This is a genomic window from Enterobacter sp. MF024, assembly GCF_005843915.1.
Lineage (GTDB): Bacteria > Pseudomonadota > Gammaproteobacteria > Enterobacterales > Enterobacteriaceae > Enterobacter > Enterobacter barmai.
In genome coordinates, this window is sequence record NZ_VCBB01000003.1 from 430,457 (window position 1) to 452,421 (window position 21,965).

The window sequence follows — 21,965 nt, forward strand, 5'->3', positions numbered from 1 at the left end:
GGGAATAACGGGTGCGACGCACCCGTTAAAAGCGAATCGGTAGGCCCGTGCAAGCGTAGCGCCGCCGGGCTTTACAGATTTAGATCTTGCCAACCAGGTCCAGGGATGGAGCCAGAGTCGCGTCGCCTTCTTTCCATTTCGCCGGGCATACTTCGCCTGGGTGAGAAGCAACGTACTGAGCCGCTTTGATTTTGCGCAGCAGGTCGGATGCGTCACGGCCAATACCTTCAGCGGTAACTTCGATGGCCTGGATAATGCCCTGCGGGTCAACGATAAAGGTGCCACGATCGGCCAGACCTTCGTCTTCACGCATGTTTTCAAAGTTACGGGTCAGGGCGCCAGTCGGGTCACCGATCATCGCGTATTTAATTTTCGCGATGGTTTCTGAGCTGCTGTGCCATGCTTTGTGGGTGAAGTGGGTGTCGGTAGAGACAGAGTAAACGTCCACGCCCAGCTTCTGCAGTTCTTCGTAGTGATCTGCAACGTCACCCAGTTCGGTCGGGCAAACGAAAGTGAAGTCTGCTGGATAGAAGAAGAACACGCTCCAGCGGCCTTCGGTGTCTTTCTCAGTGATTTCTACGAAATCACCGTTTTTGAACGCCTGGTTTTTGAAAGGTTTAATTTTGGTGTTGATTAAAGACATCTGTACTTCCTCCGTGTTTTCGTTGAGAGCTAAGGTAACCAACTTTAAGCAAACCGGCTAATGCGTTTGCCGTATCAAATCAATCAGCAATACCTAACAACGTTTTACGAAACCCTGATGGACCAAAGTAAAAAGGCCGCCTGACGGCGGCCCTGATACCCGACTAACCCAGGGGCTCTTCGGTGCCAGCCAAAGCTGGCGATGTGTTGCGCTCTACATCACCTTTAGCAAGGTCGTAACAGCGAAGTGGATTACACCACCCACCCCACCAAAGGGCAATTGGCAAAGCCGTTGTAATATCTATGGCTGCGATAGGTTTTATCTAATCACAGCTTTGCCGTTGTTTTATAAAGAATTCAGACGTTCGCCCGGCAATCTGTTACATGATCGTTCAGCAGGAATGACAGCAGGTGGTCGGACTTGCCGATAAAGAACCATCGAACACTATGATGGGATCGCGTTAATACCAGGCGGGTGGGAGAAATTCAATACTTCCGCCAGCGTTTCGCAGATAAATTTATTCCAATAAATGCGTAGCCTTTATTTCATTAATCTACAGCCATGATATATTAAGTCAGAATTTAAATTCAGTTAAGTTATCCGATCAAATGGATGGTGAATGGCTAACTAACTTCTATAATCATTGTGTATATAACCGCAGTAACAAAAAGTCTACTCAGGATGAAACATGGCTAATCTCTACGATCTTAAAAAGTTTGACCTTAATCTGTTGGTTATATTTGAGTGCATCTATCAGCACCTGAGTATCAGCAAGGCAGCAGAAACGCTTTTTATCACCCCTTCTGCCGTCAGCCAGTCGTTACAACGACTGCGTAATCAGATTAACGATCCGCTGTTCATCCGGTCAGGTAAAGGCATTACGCATACCACGGTAGGTATCAATCTGCATTTGCATCTGGAGCAAAACCTCAACCAGATTGAGCAGACCATTAACATGATGAACATGCCCGGGCTGAAAAAGAAGATTCATATCTTTTGCCCGCAGATCCTGACGCCGCATAACATACTGAACCCGGTACTTTCGCTGATGGAAGAGTACAACTATACCGTTGAGTTGCAGGATGTGTTGTTATCAGGAGAAAGCGCTGAAGATTTACTGGCCTACAGAAAAGCAGACCTGATATTTAACTTCACCCCAATAGAAAATCACTCGGTTGTTTGCACCCATTTTAAGACGATGAAATTTATCTATGTGTGTCGCAACGATCACCCGCGCCTTGGCGAGAGCGCAACGATTGAGGAGATGCAAAATGAAAAGTTCACCCAGCTGATCAGCGATAAACCAGGGGTAAGAGAATTTCATGCGATTGCTGACCGGGTCATGCCGAACAGAAGCATTGCATTTCGCAGCGACTCCTTTATTTCCTTAATATCGATAATAAGTTCGTCAAATTTAATTGGAATATTGCCGGAAAGCACCTATGAGCAATACCGTCATACGATGAATATCCGGAAATTCGATACGCCGATTGAACTGCCTACCGCAAATTTATACATGCTCTATAACAAAACGGCGCTTAATAGCGATATCTTTGCCCAGTTTATAAAGTCGGTAATAAATTAAATAATTGCTGAACATTCCGGTTGAAGTAAATAACAACCTGAATGTTCAGCCTCCCATCCTGTTTTTAAAGCGCGTTTAACCGCTCCGCCGCCGCCAGCAGCGTGGCTTCCTGCTTGGCAAAGCAGAGGCGAATCAGCTTGTGCGGGAACGGATCGGCACAGAACACCGATAACGGGATCGCCGCTACCCCCACCTCTTTGGTTAACCACTGGCAAAAACTGACGTCGTCCAGATCGGAAATCGCGCTGTAGTCCGCCAGCAGGAAGTAGGTGCCTTCACAGGGCAGGATCTCCAGACGACTGTCGCTCAGTGCGTCGATAAAGCGATCCCGGCGTGCACGATAGAAGTCCGGCAGCTCGCGGTAATGTTCCGGCTGGTTGCGCAGCATATCAGCAATGGCCAGCTGGGCCGGGGTATTGACGGCGAACGTCAGAAACTGATGCACCTTGCGCAACTCGGCGCTGATGGCCGCAGGCGCCACGCAGTACCCCACTTTCCAGCCGGTCATGTGAAAGGTTTTGCCAAACGATGACACAGCTACAGCCCGCTCCCGCAGCTGCGGATGGGCCAGCACGCTGGCATGCCCCGCGTCGGCAAAGCAGATGTGCTCATACACTTCATCGCTCAGGACATAAATTTCACGCTCCGCAATGGCCTGCCAGAGGGCGGCGAAATCAGCCTGCTGCCAGACGGTTGCCGACGGATTATGCGGGGTGTTGAGGATCACCAGCCGGGTTTTCTCGCCAAGCAGCGCTGCAAAGGCCTGCCAGTCCGGGCGGAAATGCGGCGGCTGCAGCGCCACACGTTTCACTACGCCACCCGACAGCTCAATCGCCGGGGCATAGCTGTCGTAGCTGGGTTCAAAGCAGATCACCTCATCGCCCGAGCGCACCAGCGCCGTAATGGCGGCGTACAGGGCTTCGGTTGCGCCAGCGGTGACGGTGATGTCGCTGTTGGCATCCGGTTTGTAGCCATACAGCTCCGCGGTTTTGTCGGCAATCGCCTCACGCAGAGGCTGCACGCCGGTCATCGGCGCATACTGGTTTGCGCCGTTCGCCACATGGTAAGCCAGCCGTTGCTGGAGATACTCTGGCCCATCGAAATCGGGAAAACCTTGCGACAGGTTGATGGCGTTAAACTGCTGCGCCAGAGCGCTCATCTGCGTAAAGATGGTGGTGCCGAGACCGGGGAGTTTGCTCTGTGGAATCAGTGGGTTATTACTCATTTCGACGGGCCTGTATGTAACACAAATGTTGCTGCCACTATAACACGATGCTAGTATTTGGCAATCAAGACGCTTAGACGTCTAAACCATAATGATATTCCTGACCGAAGAGGTAAGAAGGAAGATGACAGACAACCTGCAACTCACCGCCCTGGTCGAAGCCTGCCACTGGATCGGCGCAAAGGGCTGGGCCCCCGCCACCGGCGGCAATATGTCCATACGCCAGGACGACACCTGGTGCTGGCTCAGCGAATCCGGTAAAGACAAAGGCAGCCTGACAACCGCTGATTTCCTGCAGGTTGAAATTGCCACCAACCGCGCCCCCTCCGGGCGAAAGCCCTCCGCCGAAACCGGTCTGCATACGCTGGTCTATCGCCTCTTCCCGGACGCAAACGCGGTGCTGCACGTCCACACGGTCAACGCGACGGTACTGTCACGGCTGGTCAAAGGGCCTGAATTACACATCAGCGGCTTTGAGATGCAAAAATCGCTCAGCGGACAGACCACGCATCTGGATACCGTCCCGGTAGCCCTCTTTGATAACGACCAGGATATCGACGCGCTGGCGTCGCGTATCGCCCATTACGCCCGGGAGCGCCCGCTGAATCATGGTTTTCTTCTGCGCGGTCATGGCTTAACCTGCTGGGGACGCGACGTGGCAGAAGCCCGGCGTCATCTTGAAGGCCTCGAATTCCTGTTCGAGTGCGAGATGCGTTTACGACAACTGGAGAGAGTATGATTCGCGCGATTGTGACGGATATTGAAGGCACCACCAGCGATATTCGTTTTGTCCATAATGTCCTGTTCCCCTACGCGCGCGAGCGGCTGGCCGCGTTTGTTAATGCGCAGCAGTATGCCGAGCCGGTCAACACCATTCTGGACAACCTGCGTGAAGAGATTGCCGCGCCGCAGGCCAGCACCCGCGAACTGATTGACACCCTGTTTGCGTTTATGGACGAAGATCGCAAATCCACGGCGCTGAAAGCGCTGCAGGGGATCATCTGGCAGGAGGGCTACCTCAACGGCGACTTCACCGGCCATCTCTATCCGGACGTTCTGCCTTCCCTTGAAAAATGGAAAGCGCAGGGTATTGATCTCTATGTTTATTCCTCCGGCTCCGTGGCGGCGCAGAAACTGTTATTTGGCTACAGCGACGAAGGTGATATTACTCATCTGTTCAGCGGCTACTTTGATACCCACGTGGGTGCCAAGCGCGAGGTGCAGTCTTATCAGAACATTGCGGCCCAGATTAACGTCGCGCCCTCGCAGATCCTGTTCCTGTCGGATATTCATCAGGAGCTGGACGCCGCTGAACAGGCCGGCTTTCGTACCCTGCAGCTGATTCGCGGCGATGATGACGGTGCCAGCCACCATCATCAGGTGCATCAATTTGACGACATCAATCCGGAGCAGATCCCTTCATGAGCGCATTGACCATTTTTTCCGACAAAGAAGCCAGACAGCCGCAGTGGCACAGCACTGATGCCGACGCCATCGCACAACAGCTTAACGCCCGTGGCGTCCGCTTTGAGCGCTGGGAAGCCGACCGTGACTTAGGCCGCGATCCGGCGCCAGAGGCGGTGATTAATGCTTACCAGCACGCCATCGACAAGCTGGTGGCGGAAAAGGGCTATCAGAGCTGGGACGTGATCAGCCTGCGTGCGGATAACCCGCAAAAAGAGGCCCTGCGTGCGAAGTTTCTTAATGAACACACCCACGGCGAAGATGAAGTGCGTTTCTTTGTGGAAGGTGCCGGGCTGTTCTGCCTTCACATTGACGACCAGGTTTATCAGGTTTTATGCGAGAAAAACGACCTGATCTCCGTTCCCGCCGGGACGCCGCACTGGTTTGATATGGGTTCCGAGCCGAACTTTACCGCCATTCGCATCTTCGATAACCCCGAAGGCTGGGTGGCGCAGTTTACGGGCGACGCCATTGCGGATGCGTATCCAAGGTTGCCCTAGCAACGTGCCATGCCCGGCGGCGCTGCGCTTGCACGGGCCTACAAAACCAGGTTTTGTAGGCCGGGTAAGGCGAAGCCGCCACCCGGCATTACTCAGACCGCACTATGCCCCAAACACCCCGCCCGCCACATCCTCAGGCCACACCACTCCGCTATCCAGCACCCAGCCGCTGATCAGCGCCGCAGGCGTAACGTCAAACGCCGGGTTATACACCTCTGCATCAACCGGTGCCCACTGCACCGCCCCGAAGCTCCCCGCTACGCCGGTCACTTCCCGGGCATCACGCTGTTCAATAGGGATCGCCTCCCCGTTCGGGCAGTTCGGATCGAGCGTCGTTTGCGGAGCAGCAACATAGAACGGAATGCCGTGGAATTTCGCCAGTACCGCCAGGGAATAGGTGCCGATTTTATTCGCCACATCGCCGTTGGCGGCAATGCGATCTGCCCCCACCCACACCGCATCTACCTGCCCTTTGGCCATCAGGCTGGCCGCCATCGAATCGGTGATTAGCCTGTACGGCACGCCCAGCTCGCCGAGCTCCCAGGCCGTCAGCCTGCCGCCCTGCAGCAGCGGACGGGTTTCATCCACCCAGACGTTGCTGACGTTGCCCTGCTGATGCGCAAGGGCAATCACCCCCAGCGCCGTGCCCACGCCCGCGGTCGCCAGCCCGCCGGTGTTGCAGTGGGTCAGCAGACGGCTGCCCGGTTTCACCAGCTCGCTGCCCGCGCGGGCGATGGCGTCACAGAGCTGCTTATCTTCGTCGATCAGGCGCAGCGCCTCCGCCACCAGCGCCGGGACAAAATTCTCCTGCCACAGCGCCTGCTTCATGCGGTCGAGATTGTTCATCAGGTTCACCGCCGTCGGGCGTGAGGCGCGCAGAGTCTCCAGCGCCAACGCCAGTTCATCCCGGCTTTGGCCGTTCTCCGCCAGCAGGGCTAACAGCAGGCTGGCAGACAGCCCAATCAGCGGCGCGCCCCGCACGCGCAGGGCGTGAATATGCCCCACCAGCGCCTCTACCGTTGTCGCATCCAGCCAGCGTTTCTCCTGCGGAAGCGCCTGTTGGTCGAGAATAAATAGCTGATTTTCCGTCACCCGCAGGCTGGTCGTCTGTAATCTCTGCATGTCGTTAATTCTCTGTTGCGTTGTTGTAGCACATTGTGTCAGGATAAAATTCAGATGTATAGACGTCTAAATGTCTTTATTACCGGAACAGATGAGGAACAGGCAATGTCGCAATACCATACCTTTACCGCTCAGGACGCCGTGGCGTATGCCCAACAGTTTGGAGGCCTCGATGATCCCTCCTCGCTAGTGGAGGCGCAGGAGGTAGGCGACGGTAACCTCAATCTGGTATTTAAAATTTTCGATAACCAGGGCGTCAGCCGCATCATCGTTAAGCAGGCCCTGCCCTACGTGCGCTGCGTGGGTGAATCCTGGCCGCTGACGCTGGACCGCGCCCGTCTCGAAGCGCAAACCCTGGTAGAACACTATCAGCACAGCCCGCAGCATACGGTGAAAATCCACCACTTCGATCCGGAGCTGGCGGTAATGGTGATGGAAGATCTTTCCAGTCATAAGATCTGGCGCGGCGAGCTTATCAACAACGTTTACTACCCGCAGGCGGCGCGCCAGCTGGGTGAATATCTCGCCCACACCCTGTTCCACACCAGCGATTTCTACCTGCACCCGCACGCCAAAAAAGCGCAGGTGGCGCAGTTCATCAACCCGGAAATGTGCGAGATCACCGAAGATCTGTTCTTCAACGATCCGTACCAGATCCACGAGCGTAATAACTACCCGGCGGCGCTGGAGAGCGACGTCGCCGCCCTGCGCAACGACGATCAGCTGAAAATTGCCGTAGCCGCCCTGAAGCACCGCTTCTTCTCCCAGGCCGAAGCGCTGCTGCATGGCGACATCCACAGCGGCTCGATTTTTGTCGCTGAGGGCAGCCTGAAGGCCATTGATGCGGAGTTTGGTTATTTCGGCCCGATTGGGTTTGATATCGGCACGGCCATCGGCAACCTGCTGCTGAACTTCTGCGGCCTGCCGGGTCATCTGGGCATCCGCGACGCGGCCGCCGGACGTGAACAGCGTCTGATTGATATTCAGCAGCTCTGGACCACCTTTGCCGAACGTTTCCAGGCCCTGGCTGCAGAAAAATCCCGCGATGCCGCGCTCAGCGTGCCGGGATATGCCAGCGCGTTTCTGAAAAAGGTCTGGCATGACGCCATTGGCTTCTGCGGCACCGAACTGATCCGCCGCAGCGTGGGCCTGTCGCACGTGGCGGATATCGACACCATCCGTGATGACGAGATGCGCCACGAATGCCTGCGCCACGCCATTACCCTGGGCAAGGCCCTGATTGTGATTGCCGATCGCATCGACAGCGTGGACGATCTGCTGGCGCGGGTGCGTCAGTACAGTTAGGTGCGGTCTGTTTGCCCGGTGGCGCTAACGCTTACCGGGCCTACGATTTTCCTTCACCCTAAATACTCAATCACCGACAACCCGCCGTTGTAATCCGTGCTGTAAATAATCCCCTGCGCATCAACAAACACATCACAGGACTGGATCACCTGCGGACGGTTGGGCCGCGTATCCATCATCTTTTCCGGCGCGGCGGGCACCAGCGCCCCCGTTTCCACCGGACGATACGGATCGGAGATGTCATACGCGCGCACCCCGGCGTTCTGATACGTGGCGAAAATCAGCGTCGAGCTGACAAAGCTCCCGGGCCGGTTTTCATGCAGATTGTGCGGCCCGAAGTGCGCCCCTTTCGCCACGTAGTCCCGCTCAGCTGGCTGCGGGAAGGTGGCGATGCTGATTGGGTTCGACGGCTCGCGAATATCAAACAGCCAGATCAACTTCTCGCCGTCCTCCTGATTGTCGAGCACCGCTTCGTCCAGCACCACTAACAAGTCGCGATCCGGCAGCGGCAGCGCGGTATGGGTACCGCCGCCAAACGGCGGGCTCCAGTTGCGATGGCTGATCAGCTTCGGCTGACTGCGATCTTTCACATCCAGCAGCGTCAGACCGCCGTCGCGCCAGCTGCCGTAGGCGGTATCGCCCGCGATAATGGCGTGGTGCAGCGCGTAGCGTTTGCCTTCCGGCCAGTCCGGGGTTTCCCCTGCCGCCTGGTTCATTCCCGGCAGCCACCAGCGCCCGGCAACCTGCGGCTTGCGCGGATCCGCCAGATCGATGGTCAGGAAGATATAGTCGGTAAAGCCGTCGATCAGCGCCGAAACGTAGGCCCAGCGTCCGCCCACGTACCAGATGCGGTGGATGCCAATACCACTCAGCGACAGAAAACCGATCTCCCGCGGCTTATCCGGGGTGGAGATATCAAAGACGCGCAGCCCGGCGCTCCAGCCTCTGTCCTGTACGTCGCTGACCGTCTCTCCCACCTGGCGGGTGTAGTAGACCTTTTCGTCCGCAAAGCGGGCATCGGCAAACAGATCCCGGGCATTAATCACCAGCAGCAGATCGTCGTGGGCCTGGAGATGCACGTTCCAGGTGCCGGGCGGCGCGGGAACAAAGCCTGCCGCCTTCGGGTTTTTCGGGTCACGGACGTCCACAATGGAAAAGCCCTGGGACACCATATGGCCAATATACGCGAAGCCGCGATGCACCATCAGCTGCACGCCGTCCGGGCGTCCGCCCTGATCGCTGTGGCCGATTAAGCGCATATTACGGCTGTATTCGGGTTGAGGTAATGAAGACATATTTGAGTCCTTTCGCCCGGTGGCGCTGCGCTTACCGGGCATACAGGTGCGAAATGTAGGCCGGGTAAGGCGCAGCCGCCACCCGGCAATGTTTATTTTGCCTTCGCTTCCAATGTTGCGAACCACGGGGCGATAAAGTCTTCGGTCTGGCCCCAGCCTGGAATGATCTTGCCCAGAGACGCCACGTTCACCGCACCCGGCTGGGCCGACAGCAGCGCCTGCGGAATGGCCGCGGCTTTAAAGTCATAGGTGGCAGGCGTCGCTTCCCCGGCAATTTTGTTGGCGATCAGACGCACATTGGTGGCGCCAATCAGCTTCGGATCCACCGCCACACTCACCACCCACGGGCTGCCCGCTTCGCGCATCAGCTGCAGATCCTGGTTAGAGATGTCGATGCTGTAGAGTTTGATCTCGGTGCGGCCGTTCTCTTTCAGCGCCTTATACGCGCCCTGGCTGAAGGCATCCCAGGTACCCCAGATGGCGTCGATCTTGCCTTTCGGGTATTTCGCCAGCACCGCGCCCACCTTGTTAGCGGTGTCACCCTGCACGTCGGAGGAGACCGCGCCGATGGACTCCAGCTCTTTGATGCCCGGGTTCTGCTTCAGCAGCTCCTGATAGGCGGTCTGACGGCGCTCCATCGGCGGGAAGCCTGCCACCCACAGCTTGATGATATTGGCCTTGCCGTTGAAATCTTTCACCAGCTGGCCGAATGAGAGGTTGGTCAGGGAGGCGTCGTCCTGCTGGGTGACGGTCACGCCCGGGATCTCACCGTTTACCGCGGTATCAAACACCGCCACCTTGATCCCGGCATCCACCGCCTTTTTCACCAGCGCGGTGGAGTACGGATCGCGACCCTGGGAGAGAATAATCCCGTCATATTTCTGGCTGATCGCCTGGTTAACGAAGTCCTGGAATTTGGCATCGTCGCCGTTGCTTAAAAAGGTGCTGACCTTAAAGCCGAGCTTTTTCCCTTCCTGGATCGCACCGGCCACAAACTGGGTGGTGTTGTCGTCAGAGCCGAGGTTACGGATAACCGCGATGCGGATCTGCCCGTCGTGGTTAGCAATGGCCGCCGGAACCGGCGCAGGTGTTGCCGCATAGCCCGGCAGTGAACTCAGTAATCCCAGCGTCAGCAAAGAGAGTGCAACTTTTTTCATTCTGTTATCCCGTTGTGTTGTTAGCGTTTTTGTACGTACGTAATCGCCAGCGCCACTGCAAGCACCAGCCCTTTTATAATGTCCATCGCGTAATAGGGCACCGAGAGCATCACCAGCCCGTTCGAGAGCACGCCGAGGATCACCGCCCCCACCAGGGTCCCCAGCGCATTCGGTTTGCCGGAGCCCGCCAGCGAAAAGCCGATCCACGCCGCCGCCACCGCATCCATCAGGTAGCCCCCGCCCGCGTTCACCTGCGAGGAGCCAATGCGCGAGGCCAGCAGAATGCCGCCCAGGCCCGCCAGCAGCGAGGCAATCACGTAGGCCGCCACTTTGTAACGGGTGGTGCGAATGCCGGACAGACGCGCCGCTTCCGGGTTGCCGCCAATGGCGTACATCCGGCGGCCATGAGTGGTCAGCGACAGCCCCAGCTGCGCCAGCAGCGTCACCGCCAGCATGATGATGACGATGGTCGGCACCTGGCCCAGCGCGCCAAACGCCGCCGGAATGGTCCCTTCCGCCATATCGCCGCTCGGCAGCACCATATTTTCGGTGATCGACCCGCCGTAGCTGTAGGTCATCGCCACGCCCTGGATCACAAACAGGCTGGCAAGGGTCGCAAGCATGTCGGGAATGCGCAGGATGACGATCAAAAAGGCGTTAAACAGCCCCACCAGGGTACAGAGCGCGAGGGTGATCAGAATGGATTCGGTGGTACCAAACCCGTGCCAGACAAAGAGCGAGATCACCAGCGCATTGGCCAGCGACGCCGTCGAGCCCACGGAAAGGTCGAACCCACCGATGGTCAGGGAGACAGAGACCCCGACGGCAATCACCGTCACGATGGCGATGGAGCGCAGAATGTTGATGATGTTGTTGGGATCGAGGAAGTTCTCTGACGCCACGCCGAAAATGGCCACCAGCGCGACCACCGTCAGCAACATGCCCCATTTGTAGAGAAAATCGAAAATTTGCTGACGGCCAGACGCCGCCGCCGTCACTGAAAGGGCCTTGCTCACGACGCCGTTCCTCCGGTTGAATAATAAAGTAATGTCTCTTCGCGGGCGTTTGCCCCCTCGACTTCCGCCACGATGCGCCCGTCCCACAACACGCAGATGCGGTCGCACAGGCCCACCAGTTCGGCAAACTCCCCCGAGGCGTAAATCACCCCTTTGCCTTCCCGCGCCAGGCCGTCAATAAGCTGGAACAGATCGGTTTTGGCCTTCACGTCCACCCCTTTGGTGGGCTCGTCAAAGATCAGCACCTGAGCGTTGCCGCGCAGCCATTTGCCGATCGCCACCTTTTGCTGGTTGCCCCCCGACAGACGGCGCAGCACCTGCCCCGGCCCGCGGGCACGCACGCCCACCCGGGCAATCACCTCTTCCGCCCAGCGCCACGCCTGGCGATGACCAAACAGGCTCCAGCGCGAAAAGGTGTTATCCGCTGACACCGCCAGGTTCATGCTCACCGGCTCATCGATAAAAATGCCCTCTTTGCGCCGCTCTTCCGGCACCAGCGCCAGCCCGCGCAGGACGGAATCCGCCGGATCGCGCGGCTTCCACGCCTGATGGTTTAGCTCGCCCTTCGCCACCTGGCTTTTGCTGGCACCAAACAGCGCCTTGCAGAGCTCGGTTTTCCCGGCTCCCGCCAGCCCCGCGATGCCCAGAATCTCGCCCTTGCGCAGGTGCAGGGAGATATCCTTCAGCAGCCCTTCGTCGTGCAGCCCCTCCACGCGGAGCAGCGTCTCCTGGCTGTGCGGCGGTCGCGCTGGCGGGTAGATATCGCTCAGCTCATGGCCGAGCATCTTCTCGACAATCGCTTCCCCGCTGAGCTCCGCCATCGGGCCGGACTCAATCAGCTTGCCGTCACGCAGCACCGTTAAGGTGTCGCAGATCGCCTTCAGCTCGTGAATGCGGTGGGAGATAAACACCACCCCGATCCCCTGCTGCTGCAGTCGGCGCACCACGGCGAACAGCCGCTCGCTTTCGTGGGCGTCCAGCGGCGCGGTGGGTTCATCCAGAATTAAAAAGCGGCAGTGATGGGAGAGCGCCCGCGCCAGCAAAATCTGCTGTTTTTCCGCCAGGGTGCAGCTGTCGATGGAGCGCCGCACGTCGAGGATGACGTCCAGCTGCGCCAGTGCCTGGCGGGCCTGCTCGCGCATCGTGCCCCAGCGGAAGCGGTGCCCCGGCTGCGCCAGATGGTCGAGCATGATGTTTTCGGCAATGCTGAGGCCGGGGATCAGCGCCACGTCCACCTCCTGCTGCACCAGATGGATGCCCAGCTGTTTGGCATCCACCGGCTCGCGAATGGCGACGGGCTGATTGTTAATGCTGATCTCGCCTTCGTAGCGCCCGTGCGTCCCGCACAGCACCGCCATCAGCGTGGACTTCCCGGCGCCGTTCGCGCCCGTGAGCGCGTGCACCGATCCGCCCGTCAACGTGAAATCAACGCGCGACAACGCCTGAAAGCCAGAAAAAGCCAGGCTGATGCCACGCATCTCGAGGCGACTGGTTGTCATCCACTGCTATCCTGTAATTAATCGTTTGATTTATAGAATTTTTCACAGCCTTGTCTGGCTGGCAACGACGGAAAAAGCATAAGATAAAGCAAAAAAGTATTAGCCATCCGGATGTCCAGACATAACATCAGGTTAGCGCTTCGCAAAAAGGACAACATCATGAGCAACACTGACATCCGCGTCGTTCCCGGCCCGGCAAACTACTACTCCCACCGCGGCGCCCTGGCCCGGCTGGACGATTTTTTCACCCCGGTGCAACTCTCCCGGGCGGTGTGGATCTACGGTGAACGCGCCATTGCCGGTGCCCGCCCGTTCCTGCCGGAGAGCTTTAACGCCCCGGGGGCAAAGCAGCTGCTGTTTAAAGGCCACTGCAGCGAGCGCGATGTGAATGACCTGGCGCAGGCCGCGGGGGATGACCGCAGCGTGGTGATTGGCGTCGGCGGCGGCGCGCTGCTGGATACCGCCAAAGCGGTGGCCCGTCGTCTGGGTCTGCCGCTGGTGGCTATTCCGACCATCGCCGCCACCTGCGCGGCATGGACCCCGCTGTCGGTGTGGTACAACGATGCCGGGCAGGCGCTGCATTTTGAGATCTTTAACGATGCCAACTACCTGGTGCTGGTTGAACCCGAGATCGTCCTCAACGCCCCGGCGGAGTATCTGCTGGCCGGGATCGGCGATACCCTGGCGAAATGGTATGAAGCGGTGGTGCTGGCACCTGTGCCCGAACACCTGCCGCTGACGGTAAGACTTGGCATTAACGGGGCGCTGGCGATCCGCGACGTGCTGCTGGAACACAGCGAGCAGGCGCTGGCCGATCAGACCCGCCGCGAAGTGACCCGGGAATTTCATGACGTGGTGGACGCCATCATCGCGGGCGGCGGGATGGTCGGCGGGCTCGGCGAGCGCTTTACCCGCGTGGCGGCGGCACATGCGGTGCATAACGGCTTAACGGTACTCCCGCAGACCGCGCCATTCCTCCACGGCACCAAGGTAGCGTACGGGATACTGGTGCAGAGCGCCCTGCTTGGTCAGGACGACGTGCTGCGCGAACTGGCGGCGGCGTACCAGCGCTTTAACCTGCCCACCACCCTGCGCGAGCTGGAGATAGACATCCACAACCGCGAGGAGCTGGACCGGGTGATCGCCCATACCCTGCGCCCGGTGGAGTCGATCCACGCCCTGCCGATCGCCCTGTCGCCTGAGGTTCTGCGCGCGGCGTTTGAAAAAGTCGAAAACCTCAGCCACCCGGCGCATTGACGTCGGGCAAACGCCCTCTATACCTAATGATGGTTCTCATCACTTGAGTTGAGGTCATCATGCAGATCGATTTAACAGGTAAGAAGGCGCTGGTTACCGGTGCCAGCCGTGGGTTAGGCCGTGCCATTGCGCTGTCGCTGGCCCGGGCGGGTGCCGATGTGGTTATCACCTATGAAAAATCCGTCGATAAAGCCCAGGCCGTCGCGGATGAAATCCGGTCGCTGGGACGGCACGCCGAGGCGATCCAGGCGGACAGCGCCAGCGCAGAGGCGATTCAGGACGCCGTCACCCAGGCGGCGCGCAGCCTTGGCGGGCTGGATATTCTGGTGAACAACGCCGGGATCGCCCGCGGCGGCCCGCTGGAATCCATGACCCTGGCGGATATTGATGCCCTTATCAACGTCAACATTCGCGGGGTGGTGATCGCCATTCAGGAGGCGCTGGTCCATATGTCCGACGGCGGGCGGATCATCAACATCGGCAGCTGTCTGGCTAACCGCGTGGCCCAGCCGGGTATTGCCGTCTACTCCATGACCAAATCGGCGCTCAACTCGCTGACCCGAGGGCTGGCGCGCGACCTCGGCCCGCGCGGGATCACCGTTAACCTGGTCCACCCCGGCCCGACCAACAGTGACATGAACCCGGAAGACGGCGAGCAGGCCGCCTCCCAGCGTCAGCTTATTGCGCTCGGCCACTACGGTCAGCCGGATGATGTCGCCGCTGCGGTAACCTTTCTCGCCAGCCCCGCCGCCGGGCAGATCTCCGGTACCGGTCTGGACGTGGACGGCGGGCTGAACGCCTGACGCCCGCTCGCAGTTCTGATGTAAGCCTCTGTTCTCTGGCAGAGGCGTTTTCGACCCGCCTCGACGAACCGTTATCTGCCCCTTTTTTCGCCCTGCCCACCGCCCTACAGTAGCCCATAAGTAATTCGGAATTTATCTAATAGTCTTATTATTTCCTTATATTTTGTGTGGGCGTACAGTGGAGGTACGGATGAAGATTGTCTGGTCAAAAACCGCAGAGAAGCAGCTGGCGAAAATTGATCCCCGTTATCGGAAGCGCATTGAGTTGAGGCTGGCAGGTCTGGATGACAACGCCTCTCCCGTAGCAGATATAAAAAAATTGTCCTCACCCGAAAACCACCATCGTTTGCGAGTGGGTGATTACAGGGTCATCTACACGTTAGAGAATCAGCAAAGCGATACCTGTTACGTGGTATCCGTTAAGCGTCGAACAACAACGACCTATCTTCATGAGGAGCATATGGAATATGACTGTTCAGTTAATTAAGGATGAAGAAGGAAAAGCGCAATATGCCGTCATTCCGTACAGCGAGTATTTTCGCATGCGCTTAGCCATGCTGGAGTACGATGACGACGATGAAAACGAATGGGAAGACATCCCATACGAATCAGATATTTACGATAATGTGGGTTTACCAGGGGAGGTCTGCAACGTGATGCATAGCGAAAACGTCAGCCTGCAGGCAGCCTGGCGCATTCATCGCGGCTTATCCCAGCAGGAGGTCGCCGACAAACTGGGCATCAGCCAGTCCGCCGTGTCACAGCTGGAAGCCGTTGACTCCCGCCCGCAAAAACGCACCCGTGAAAAACTGGCCGCCATTTATGGCTGTAAGCAGGAACAGATCAGTTTGTATTTACCGAAAGAGGGTTAACAGCACTTCGCCCCGCCTTTGCCGCCGTAGCGGGCATCCTGGCGATCGCGGAAAAATTCCTCATAGGTCATTGGCGTCTGGTCGGGGTGATTGACGCGCATATGCTCGACGTAGTTATCGTAATCCGGCACGCCGATCATCATCTTTGCTGCCTGACCTAAATATTTACCGGCTTTGGATAGGGTGTCGAACATTTCTTTTATCTCACAGAAAATGTAGGCCGGGTAAGCGCTAGCGCCACCCGGCACACGGGTTAATGCGCCCCTTTCGCCTGGGTCACAATCTCTTCATAGTTGGCTGGCATCGGCTCATACGGCGTCTCTTTCGCCGTTGGCTTGTCCTGTTTCAGGGCGGCCATCGCGGTCTTCAGAGAATACAGCGCCAGCACCACAACCACCACCATAAAGAAGATGGTCAGCCCGGCATCCAGACGGTTGTTAAACACCAGCTGGGACAGCTGCGACTCGGTGTACTGCGCCGGGATCTTGCCGCTGTCGATCATCGCCTGGAACTTGTTGGCGATAGCCAGGAAGCCCACTTTCGCATCCGGGCTGAAGGCTTTCTGCCAGCCGGCGGTCAGGGTACAGATCAGCAGCCAGGCCGTTGGCACCAGGGCCACCCAGGCGTAACGCTGACGTTTCATCTTGAACAACACCACCGCGCAGAGCATCAGCGCCATACCGGCCAGCATCTGGTTCGCGATACCGAACAGCGGCCACAGGGTGTTGATGCCGCCCAGCGGATCGACTACCCCCTGATGCAGGAAGTAGCCCCACGCCAGCACACAGAGCGCCGTCGCCAGCAGGTTAGCAGGCAGCGATTCGGTGCGCTTCAGGCCCGGGGAGATTACCCCCAGCAGATCCTGCAGCATAAAGCGCGCCGCACGCGTCCCCGCATCCACCGCCGTCAGGATAAACAGCGCTTCGAACAGGATCGCAAAGTGATACCAGAACGACACGTCCATCAGGCCGCCCAGCGCGCCGTGCAGAATGTAGGCCATCCCCACCGCCAGGGTCGGCGCACCGCCCGCACGAGAGATAATCGACTGCTCGCCCACTTCGTTAGCAATGTGGGTCAGAGTCTCCGGCGTAATGGCAAAGCCCCAGCCGCTGACCACCTGGGCCGCAGAGGCCACCACGTCCGCCGTACCGGCAGGCGCCAGCACCGCAATGGGGCTGTTCATCGCAAAGTAGACGCCCGGATCGATAATGCAGGCCGAGACCAGGGCCATAATGGCCACGAAGGACTCCATCAACATGCCGCCGTAGCCGATAAAGCAGGCCTGGCTTTCATTGGCCAGCATCTTCGGCGTGGTGCCGGAGGCGATCAGCGCGTGGAAGCCAGAGACCGCGCCACAGGCGATGGTGATAAACAGGAACGGGAACATGTTGCCGGTCCAGACCGGGCCGGTGCCGTCAATGAATTTGGTCACCGCAGGCATGGTCAGGGTCGGGCGCATGATCAGAATGCCAATCGCCAGCCCGACAATGGTGCCGATTTTCAGGAAGGTGGAGAGGTAGTCGCGCGGGGCCAGCAGCAGCCACACCGGCAGTACCGCCGCCACAAAGCCGTAGCCCACCAGCATCCAGGTCAGCTGAACGCCGGTAAAGTCAAAGTACGGCGCCCAGGTCGGGCTCTCGGCCACCCAGCCGCCGGAGATAATGGCGAACACCAGGAAGAACAGGCCAATCACCGACACTTCACCGATGCGCCCCGGGCGCAGATAGCGAATGTAGATGCCCATAAAGATCGCCAGCGGAATGGTAAAGGCGACGGTATAAGTTCCCCACGGGCTGTGGGTCAGGGCTTTCACCACGATCATCGCCAGCACCGCAAGGATGATCACCATGATCATAAAGGTCGCGATCAGGGCAATGACTCCAGCGGTCGGGCCCATCTCCTCTTTCACCAGCTCGCCGAGCGAACGCCCGTCGCGGCGGGTGGAGACGAACAGCACCATAAAGTCCTGCACGGCCCCGGCCAGTACAACCCCGGCGAGGATCCAGATCATCCCCGGCAGATAGCCCATCTGCGCGGCAAGCACCGGCCCGACCAGCGGCCCGGCTCCGGCAATCGCGGCAAAATGGTGACCGAACAGCACTTTTTTATCGGTTGGCACATAGTCCAGCCCGTCGTTGTGGCGCACCGCAGGAGTCATGCGCGTCGGATCAACCGAGAGCACGTTGCGGGCGATAAACTTGCCGTAAAAACGATAGGCAATCAGATAGATACAGACCGCTGCGACGACTATCCACAGCGCATTAATCTGTTCACCGCGGTTGAGGGCGATATAGCCCAACGCAAAGGCCCCCACCACGGAGAGCCCTGCCCATATGAGGTATTTCCCTGAGTTATTCATGATATGGTTTCCATCATCGCAGAAGTGAGATGTTACATTTTGTATCTATAACACTCGCTTAAGATTTAACAACTCAACTACACGTAAAAACAGACATCCAACCAGTCATTTACATAACAGTGTTAAGCCGATCACTTTCACCCTGTACGCCCGCCGTCTCGCTTAATACCCACTTCACACTTCGCGCAAATTTCCCCTTATCCGCAATTACAGGATGATTTACATCAGTTTTTTTGTGGTCTTTCTCACCAGAATAGCCAGGCGAGACCTCACATAAACAAGGAAAAGGAAATGAAAAGTTCACACCCTGAGGAGTACAAGGTTGGTCCCGGCGCCTATTTTGCTCTGGCGTTTGCCGCCGTTTTTTTCTCCGGCCTGTTGGGCGGTAAAGAGTGGTACGGCGTGTTCGATTTCACCACCCTCAACGGCGCGTTTGGCAAGGTGGTGAGTAAAGCGAGTCTTGATGATGGCACCTTAACCACCGCCACCAGCGCCTTTCGCGGCACCGGCGGCAGCGGCGCGATGGATGGTTTTCTGTTTGCCCTCGGGCTTATTCCGGCGGTGATGTTTGCGCTCGGCATGATCAACGTGCTGGAGCACTATGGTGCCCTGCGAGCCGCGCGTAAATTGCTAACCCCGCTACTGCGACCGCTGCTGGGCATCCCGGGCACCACCGGTCTGGCGATGATCGGCAGCCTGCAAAGCACCGACGTGGGCGCGTCGCTGACCCGCAACCTCGCCGACGAGGGGCAGATCACCGAGAACGAAAAAGACGTTTTCGCCATGTTCCAGTTCTCCGCCGGGGCGATGATCACCAACTTCTTCTCGTCCGGCGCGATCCTCTTCACCCTGGTGGCCATCGACGGTACGGCGGCAGTGCCGACCTCCATCGGAGCCTGTATCGGGGTGATGTTCATCATGAAAATCGTCGGCGCCAACATGATGCGCCTGATAGTCAGATTCCAGAACAAAGCCCCCGCCTCTGCCCCGGCACAAGGAGAAGCCTGATGAGCGCCCCACAATCAAATCCTGTTATTACCGACGTCTTCGTCGAAGGCGCCCGCAAGGGCTGGAGCATCGCCACCAGCAGCACCCTGCCGAACGTGGTGATGGCTTTCATCATTATCAAAGCCCTGGAGATCACCGGGGCGTTAAAAGGGCTGGGGATGGTTTTCGCCCCGCTGATGGGGCTGTTCGGCCTGCCGGGCGAGGCCGCCGCGGTGCTGATTGGCGGCTGGATGTCGATGGGCGGCGGGATCGGGGTCGCCATCGGCCTGTTTGATAAAGGCATTCTCACCGGCGAGCATCTGGCGATCCTCGCCCCGGCCATCTACCTGATGGGCTCCCAGGTGCAGTACCTCGGGCGCATCCTGGGAGTGATTGGCACCCGCGCCACCCGTATTCCGCTGATGATCGGCATCTCCGTCATCAACGCCTTCTTAGCCATGCTGCTGATGCGCATTATTCTCTGAAAAAGGACCTCGCATGAACCTTGAACATTACATTGAAGAGCTGAAAACCCTGGTCAACGTCGACTGCGGCACCAGAACCCTCGACGGCGTCGCGACGGTGGCGGGCATTATGCAGCGCCTGTGGCAGGCCGAAGGCTGGCATGCTGAGCAGGTGGATCTCGGCAACCAGGTAGGCCCTGGCGTATTTGTCACCAACCAGCCGCAGGCGGCGCAGTTTGACGTGCTGCTGGTGGGCCATCTCGATACGGTATTTGCGCCGGGCACGGCGGCAGCGCGTCCGCTGAGTCAGGATGAAACACGGCTGTACGGCCCTGGCGTCTCGGACATGAAAAGCGGCCTGCTGAATATTCTGTGGGCGATGCGCGGGCTGGACGCGGCTGACAAAGCGCGGCTGTCCATTGCCGTGGCGATGAACCCGGACGAAGAGACCGGCTCGGTGCACTCCCACGAATGGATCGGCGAGCTGGCAAAACGGTCCCGCTGCGTGCTGGTGTGTGAAGCGGCGCGCGCCGACGGCTCGCTGGTGAAAGCCCGCAAAGGGATGGCGGGCTACCAGCTGCACTTCAGCGGCGTGGCGGCGCACGCGGGTAACGACCCGGAGAAAGGCCGCTCGGCGATAACGGCGCTGGCTAATGCGATTATTGCCATTAACGGGTTAACAGACTGGGATCGCGGCACGACCCTTAACGTCGGGGTGATTCAGGGCGGCAGCGCGGGCAACGTGGTGGCAGACAGCGCGAGTGCCGAGCTGGACGTGCGTTTCTGGGAAAACGACGAGTATGACCGGGTGCATCAGACGCTGGAGGGGTTATGCGCGAAAGGCTTCCTTGACGGAGTCACCACCACCCTCACCCGTGTGAATCACAAACCGGCGATGGCCACCAGCGACGACACCCGGGCATTAATGCAGAAGGTTGAAAACGCCGGACGCGAAGAAGGGATCGCCATAACCTGGCAGGCGGTGGGCGGTGGCAGCGATGCCAACCATACCGCCGCGCTGGGCATCCCGACCTTAGACGGTTTTGGCCCGATCGGCGCCGGATTCCACAGCCCGGCGGAGTGGCTGGAGATTGCCTCGATCGCGCCGCGGATCAGGTTGTTGAAGCGTGTGGTGTCCATGTTGTAAACCCCTCACCCCGGCCCTCTCCCCATAGGGGAGAGGGTGTAATCGTTCCCTCTCCCCTATGGGGAGAGGGTTAGGGTGAGGGGCCAGCACGCACAATCTCACTCTACCCCAACACCATCGTACTCAACCGGCAGGTACAGCAGCGCCGTCCCTGTTCGTCAAATACCACGATCTCCCAGCTCTGGCTGGTGCGCCCGAGGTGCAACGGCTGACACACTCCGCGCACTCTCCCCTGCGATACCGCCCGGTGGTGGGTGGCGTTGAGCTCCGTTCCCACCACGCTCTGCCCGTCGCGGGTCATCAGAAAACCAGCCATCGACCCCAGGGTCTCCGCCAGCGCCGCCGACGCGCCGCCGTGCAATAAACCAAACGGCTGATGGGTGCGGGCATCCACCGGCATGTCTGCTTCCAGGGTGTCGTCACCGATACGGGTGTAGAGGATCCCCAGATGCGCCACCAGGGTGTTCTGACTGGAGGCGTTCAGCTCCTCCAGCGATAAATGACGTTTCCAGATCATCTAGGCCCCCAGCGTGGAGCCGCCGTCCACCACGATATCCTGCAGCGTAATGTGGCTGGCATGGTCGGAGGCGAGGAACAGCACGGTGCTGGCGATCTCCTGCGGACGGGCAATTTTGCCCAGCGGGATCCCCAGCTTGAATTGTTCGCCAAAGCCGCGAATGCGCTGCTGCTCGGCGTCGTCGCTCACCCACAGGGTGCGCTGCATGTCGGTATCGGTGGAGCCCGGCGAGACCAGATTGCAGCGCACGCCGCTGCCCGCCAGCTCAAGGCCAACGGTCAGGGCCAGGCTCTTCAGCGCCGCTTTCGAGGCGCCGTAAGCACTCATGCCGATGCGCGGGGTGTGCGCCGCGTCGGATGCTACGGTGACAATCGCCCCGCCCTGCTGACGACGGAACTGGCCCATCGTCTGCTGGAACAGGTTAAACGCCCCGCCCACGTTGACCGCAAACGTCTCCTGCCAGTCGTCCTGCGACAGCTGGTCGGTTGCCCCCATGCGTAAAATACCGGCCGCGTTAACCAGCACGTCCAGACGATCAACCGTCGCCAGCATGCGCCCGCAGACCTCGCTTACCTGAACAGCGTCAGCCACGTTCAGCACTTCGGTGGCAAACGGATAACGCGCCTGCGGGAAGGCGACGTCAAAGCCCGTCACCCTTGCCCCCGCCTCGGCAAACGCAAGGGCGGTGGCGTAACCGATGCCTTTTCCGGCCCCGGTCACCCAGACGGTTTTCCCCGTGAAATCCAGC

23 protein-coding genes are annotated in these 21,965 nt (G+C 58.8%); 12 read left to right on the forward strand and 11 right to left on the reverse strand.

All coding sequences use genetic code 11. The features are described 5' to 3' along the window. Positions 1-79: 79 nt before the first annotated feature. Positions 80-643 (reverse strand): alkyl hydroperoxide reductase subunit C, encoded by a 564-nt coding sequence (gene ahpC, locus FFB58_RS08560; RefSeq protein WP_032617008.1) that lies wholly within the window; start codon positions 641-643, stop codon positions 80-82. 688 nt (positions 644-1,331) lie between these two features. On the opposite strand from ahpC, the gene FFB58_RS08565 reads away from it, so the two are divergent. Then, positions 1,332-2,228 (forward strand): LysR family transcriptional regulator, encoded by an 897-nt coding sequence (locus tag FFB58_RS08565; RefSeq protein WP_138369609.1) that lies wholly within the window; start codon positions 1,332-1,334, stop codon positions 2,226-2,228. Between the two features lie 64 nt (positions 2,229-2,292). On the opposite strand, the gene FFB58_RS08570 is transcribed toward FFB58_RS08565, so the two are convergent. Further along, positions 2,293-3,453 carry a pyridoxal phosphate-dependent aminotransferase gene (locus FFB58_RS08570; protein ID WP_138369610.1) on the reverse strand — a complete coding sequence of 387 codons (1,161 nt, stop codon included), beginning with the start codon at positions 3,451-3,453 and terminating at the stop codon, positions 2,293-2,295. 124 nt (positions 3,454-3,577) lie between these two features. Here FFB58_RS08570 and FFB58_RS08575 point away from each other — a divergent pair, with 124 nt between their 5' ends. The 3 genes from FFB58_RS08575 to FFB58_RS08585 are packed head-to-tail and all read left to right on the forward strand — an operon-like array spanning position 3,578 to position 5,417. Next, on the forward strand, positions 3,578-4,192 hold the full coding sequence (locus FFB58_RS08575; protein WP_138369611.1) for a methylthioribulose 1-phosphate dehydratase: 615 nt from the start codon (positions 3,578-3,580) through the stop codon (positions 4,190-4,192). Further along, positions 4,189-4,878 (forward strand): acireductone synthase, encoded by a 690-nt coding sequence (mtnC, locus tag FFB58_RS08580; protein WP_039031384.1) that lies wholly within the window; start codon positions 4,189-4,191, stop codon positions 4,876-4,878. Before FFB58_RS08575 ends, mtnC begins: the two co-directional genes overlap by 4 nt. Continuing rightward, positions 4,875-5,417 (forward strand): acireductone dioxygenase, encoded by a 543-nt coding sequence (locus FFB58_RS08585; RefSeq protein ID WP_039031385.1) that lies wholly within the window; start codon positions 4,875-4,877, stop codon positions 5,415-5,417. Before mtnC ends, FFB58_RS08585 begins: the two co-directional genes overlap by 4 nt. Before the next feature lie 102 nt (positions 5,418-5,519). On the opposite strand, the gene mtnA is transcribed toward FFB58_RS08585, so the two are convergent. Then, the gene (gene mtnA / locus FFB58_RS08590; RefSeq protein WP_138369612.1) at positions 5,520-6,539 is read right to left on the reverse strand and encodes an S-methyl-5-thioribose-1-phosphate isomerase; all 1,020 of its coding nucleotides are present in this window, start codon (positions 6,537-6,539) and stop codon (positions 5,520-5,522) included. Between the two features lie 105 nt (positions 6,540-6,644). Here mtnA and mtnK point away from each other — a divergent pair, with 105 nt between their 5' ends. Next, positions 6,645-7,844: an S-methyl-5-thioribose kinase gene (gene mtnK, locus FFB58_RS08595; protein WP_138369613.1), complete on the forward strand. Its 1,200-nt coding sequence runs from the start codon at positions 6,645-6,647 to the stop codon at positions 7,842-7,844. 53 nt (positions 7,845-7,897) lie between these two features. On the opposite strand, the gene FFB58_RS08600 is transcribed toward mtnK, so the two are convergent. The 4 genes from FFB58_RS08600 to FFB58_RS08615 all read right to left on the reverse strand — a co-directional run bounded on the left by FFB58_RS08600 (position 7,898) and on the right by FFB58_RS08615 (position 12,811). After that, a complete protein-coding gene (locus tag FFB58_RS08600; RefSeq protein ID WP_138369614.1) occupies positions 7,898-9,139 on the reverse strand; it encodes an LVIVD repeat-containing protein in 1,242 nt (413 codons plus the stop codon). Positions 9,140-9,231: 92 nt separating this feature from the next. After that, positions 9,232-10,296: a sugar ABC transporter substrate-binding protein gene (locus FFB58_RS08605; RefSeq protein ID WP_039031389.1), complete on the reverse strand. Its 1,065-nt coding sequence runs from the start codon at positions 10,294-10,296 to the stop codon at positions 9,232-9,234. A gap of 20 nt (positions 10,297-10,316) precedes the next feature. Further along, positions 10,317-11,312: an ABC transporter permease gene (locus FFB58_RS08610; protein ID WP_138369615.1), complete on the reverse strand. Its 996-nt coding sequence runs from the start codon at positions 11,310-11,312 to the stop codon at positions 10,317-10,319. Continuing rightward, positions 11,309-12,811, reverse strand: coding sequence for a sugar ABC transporter ATP-binding protein (locus FFB58_RS08615; protein WP_138369616.1), 1,503 nt, complete (start codon positions 12,809-12,811; stop codon positions 11,309-11,311). The genes FFB58_RS08610 and FFB58_RS08615 overlap by 4 nt, the downstream gene beginning before the upstream one ends. A 159-nt stretch (positions 12,812-12,970) precedes the next feature. Between FFB58_RS08615 and FFB58_RS08620 the strand changes: the two genes are divergently transcribed. The 4 genes from FFB58_RS08620 (at position 12,971) to FFB58_RS08635 (ending at position 15,743) form a co-directional block, all read left to right on the forward strand. Next, a complete protein-coding gene (locus tag FFB58_RS08620; RefSeq protein WP_138369617.1) occupies positions 12,971-14,068 on the forward strand; it encodes an oxidoreductase in 1,098 nt (365 codons plus the stop codon). 59 nt (positions 14,069-14,127) lie between these two features. Continuing rightward, complete coding sequence (locus FFB58_RS08625) at positions 14,128-14,871, forward strand: 3-oxoacyl-ACP reductase family protein (protein WP_138369618.1); 744 nt, start codon at positions 14,128-14,130, stop codon at positions 14,869-14,871. A 190-nt stretch (positions 14,872-15,061) separates the two neighbouring features. After that, positions 15,062-15,358, forward strand: coding sequence for a type II toxin-antitoxin system RelE/ParE family toxin (locus FFB58_RS08630; RefSeq protein WP_039031394.1), 297 nt, complete (start codon positions 15,062-15,064; stop codon positions 15,356-15,358). After that, positions 15,339-15,743 carry a helix-turn-helix transcriptional regulator gene (locus tag FFB58_RS08635; RefSeq protein ID WP_039031395.1) on the forward strand — a complete coding sequence of 135 codons (405 nt, stop codon included), beginning with the start codon at positions 15,339-15,341 and terminating at the stop codon, positions 15,741-15,743. Before FFB58_RS08630 ends, FFB58_RS08635 begins: the two co-directional genes overlap by 20 nt. Here the strand turns inward: FFB58_RS08635 and FFB58_RS08640 are convergent. Then, positions 15,740-15,937 (reverse strand): YbdD/YjiX family protein, encoded by a 198-nt coding sequence (locus FFB58_RS08640; protein WP_006809671.1) that lies wholly within the window; start codon positions 15,935-15,937, stop codon positions 15,740-15,742. The two genes, FFB58_RS08635 and FFB58_RS08640, sit on opposite strands and share 4 nt — an antisense overlap. A 59-nt stretch (positions 15,938-15,996) precedes the next feature. Then, complete coding sequence (cstA, locus tag FFB58_RS08645; protein WP_039031397.1) at positions 15,997-18,102, reverse strand: pyruvate/proton symporter CstA; 2,106 nt, start codon at positions 18,100-18,102, stop codon at positions 15,997-15,999. Positions 18,103-18,393: 291 nt separating this feature from the next. Here cstA and FFB58_RS08650 point away from each other — a divergent pair, with 291 nt between their 5' ends. The 3 genes from FFB58_RS08650 to FFB58_RS08660 are packed head-to-tail and all read left to right on the forward strand — an operon-like array spanning position 18,394 to position 20,700. After that, positions 18,394-19,110: a nucleoside recognition domain-containing protein gene (locus tag FFB58_RS08650; protein WP_039031398.1), complete on the forward strand. Its 717-nt coding sequence runs from the start codon at positions 18,394-18,396 to the stop codon at positions 19,108-19,110. Further along, entirely contained in the window at positions 19,110-19,574 is a 465-nt protein-coding gene (locus tag FFB58_RS08655) for a YjiG family protein (protein ID WP_039031399.1), read from the forward strand. Before FFB58_RS08650 ends, FFB58_RS08655 begins: the two co-directional genes overlap by 1 nt. A 13-nt stretch (positions 19,575-19,587) precedes the next feature. Then, a complete protein-coding gene (locus tag FFB58_RS08660; RefSeq protein ID WP_138369619.1) occupies positions 19,588-20,700 on the forward strand; it encodes a M20 family metallopeptidase in 1,113 nt (370 codons plus the stop codon). Positions 20,701-20,803: 103 nt separating this feature from the next. Here FFB58_RS08660 and entH read toward each other — a convergent pair whose 3' ends face one another. Beyond that, positions 20,804-21,217: a proofreading thioesterase EntH gene (gene entH, locus FFB58_RS08665; protein ID WP_039031401.1), complete on the reverse strand. Its 414-nt coding sequence runs from the start codon at positions 21,215-21,217 to the stop codon at positions 20,804-20,806. Beyond that, complete coding sequence (gene entA, locus FFB58_RS08670; RefSeq protein ID WP_138369725.1) at positions 21,218-21,964, reverse strand: 2,3-dihydro-2,3-dihydroxybenzoate dehydrogenase EntA; 747 nt, start codon at positions 21,962-21,964, stop codon at positions 21,218-21,220. Position 21,965 lies beyond the last annotated feature (1 nt).

What these genes read in the sequence shown, in the direction of transcription:
- FFB58_RS08640 (WP_006809671.1), bottom strand. Translation starts at nt 15,937, where the DNA reads ATGTTCGACACCCTATCCAAAGCCGGTAAATATTTAGGTCAGGCAGCA.
- FFB58_RS08605 (WP_039031389.1), bottom strand. Translation starts at nt 10,296, where the DNA reads ATGAAAAAAGTTGCACTCTCTTTGCTGACGCTGGGATTACTGAGTTCA.
- FFB58_RS08565 (WP_138369609.1), top strand. Translation starts at nt 1,332, where the DNA reads ATGGCTAATCTCTACGATCTTAAAAAGTTTGACCTTAATCTGTTGGTT.
- mtnK (WP_138369613.1), top strand. Translation starts at nt 6,645, where the DNA reads ATGTCGCAATACCATACCTTTACCGCTCAGGACGCCGTGGCGTATGCC.
- mtnA (WP_138369612.1), bottom strand. Translation starts at nt 6,539, where the DNA reads ATGCAGAGATTACAGACGACCAGCCTGCGGGTGACGGAAAATCAGCTA.
- FFB58_RS08585 (WP_039031385.1), top strand. Translation starts at nt 4,875, where the DNA reads ATGAGCGCATTGACCATTTTTTCCGACAAAGAAGCCAGACAGCCGCAG.
- FFB58_RS08655 (WP_039031399.1), top strand. Translation starts at nt 19,110, where the DNA reads ATGAGCGCCCCACAATCAAATCCTGTTATTACCGACGTCTTCGTCGAA.
- FFB58_RS08635 (WP_039031395.1), top strand. Translation starts at nt 15,339, where the DNA reads ATGACTGTTCAGTTAATTAAGGATGAAGAAGGAAAAGCGCAATATGCC.
- FFB58_RS08620 (WP_138369617.1), top strand. Translation starts at nt 12,971, where the DNA reads ATGAGCAACACTGACATCCGCGTCGTTCCCGGCCCGGCAAACTACTAC.
- FFB58_RS08625 (WP_138369618.1), top strand. Translation starts at nt 14,128, where the DNA reads ATGCAGATCGATTTAACAGGTAAGAAGGCGCTGGTTACCGGTGCCAGC.
- FFB58_RS08660 (WP_138369619.1), top strand. Translation starts at nt 19,588, where the DNA reads ATGAACCTTGAACATTACATTGAAGAGCTGAAAACCCTGGTCAACGTC.
- FFB58_RS08615 (WP_138369616.1), bottom strand. Translation starts at nt 12,811, where the DNA reads ATGACAACCAGTCGCCTCGAGATGCGTGGCATCAGCCTGGCTTTTTCT.
- FFB58_RS08570 (WP_138369610.1), bottom strand. Translation starts at nt 3,453, where the DNA reads ATGAGTAATAACCCACTGATTCCACAGAGCAAACTCCCCGGTCTCGGC.
- ahpC (WP_032617008.1), bottom strand. Translation starts at nt 643, where the DNA reads ATGTCTTTAATCAACACCAAAATTAAACCTTTCAAAAACCAGGCGTTC.
- FFB58_RS08600 (WP_138369614.1), bottom strand. Translation starts at nt 9,139, where the DNA reads ATGTCTTCATTACCTCAACCCGAATACAGCCGTAATATGCGCTTAATC.
- FFB58_RS08630 (WP_039031394.1), top strand. Translation starts at nt 15,062, where the DNA reads ATGAAGATTGTCTGGTCAAAAACCGCAGAGAAGCAGCTGGCGAAAATT.
- FFB58_RS08650 (WP_039031398.1), top strand. Translation starts at nt 18,394, where the DNA reads ATGAAAAGTTCACACCCTGAGGAGTACAAGGTTGGTCCCGGCGCCTAT.
- mtnC (WP_039031384.1), top strand. Translation starts at nt 4,189, where the DNA reads ATGATTCGCGCGATTGTGACGGATATTGAAGGCACCACCAGCGATATT.
- FFB58_RS08575 (WP_138369611.1), top strand. Translation starts at nt 3,578, where the DNA reads ATGACAGACAACCTGCAACTCACCGCCCTGGTCGAAGCCTGCCACTGG.
- cstA (WP_039031397.1), bottom strand. Translation starts at nt 18,102, where the DNA reads ATGAATAACTCAGGGAAATACCTCATATGGGCAGGGCTCTCCGTGGTG.
- entH (WP_039031401.1), bottom strand. Translation starts at nt 21,217, where the DNA reads ATGATCTGGAAACGTCATTTATCGCTGGAGGAGCTGAACGCCTCCAGT.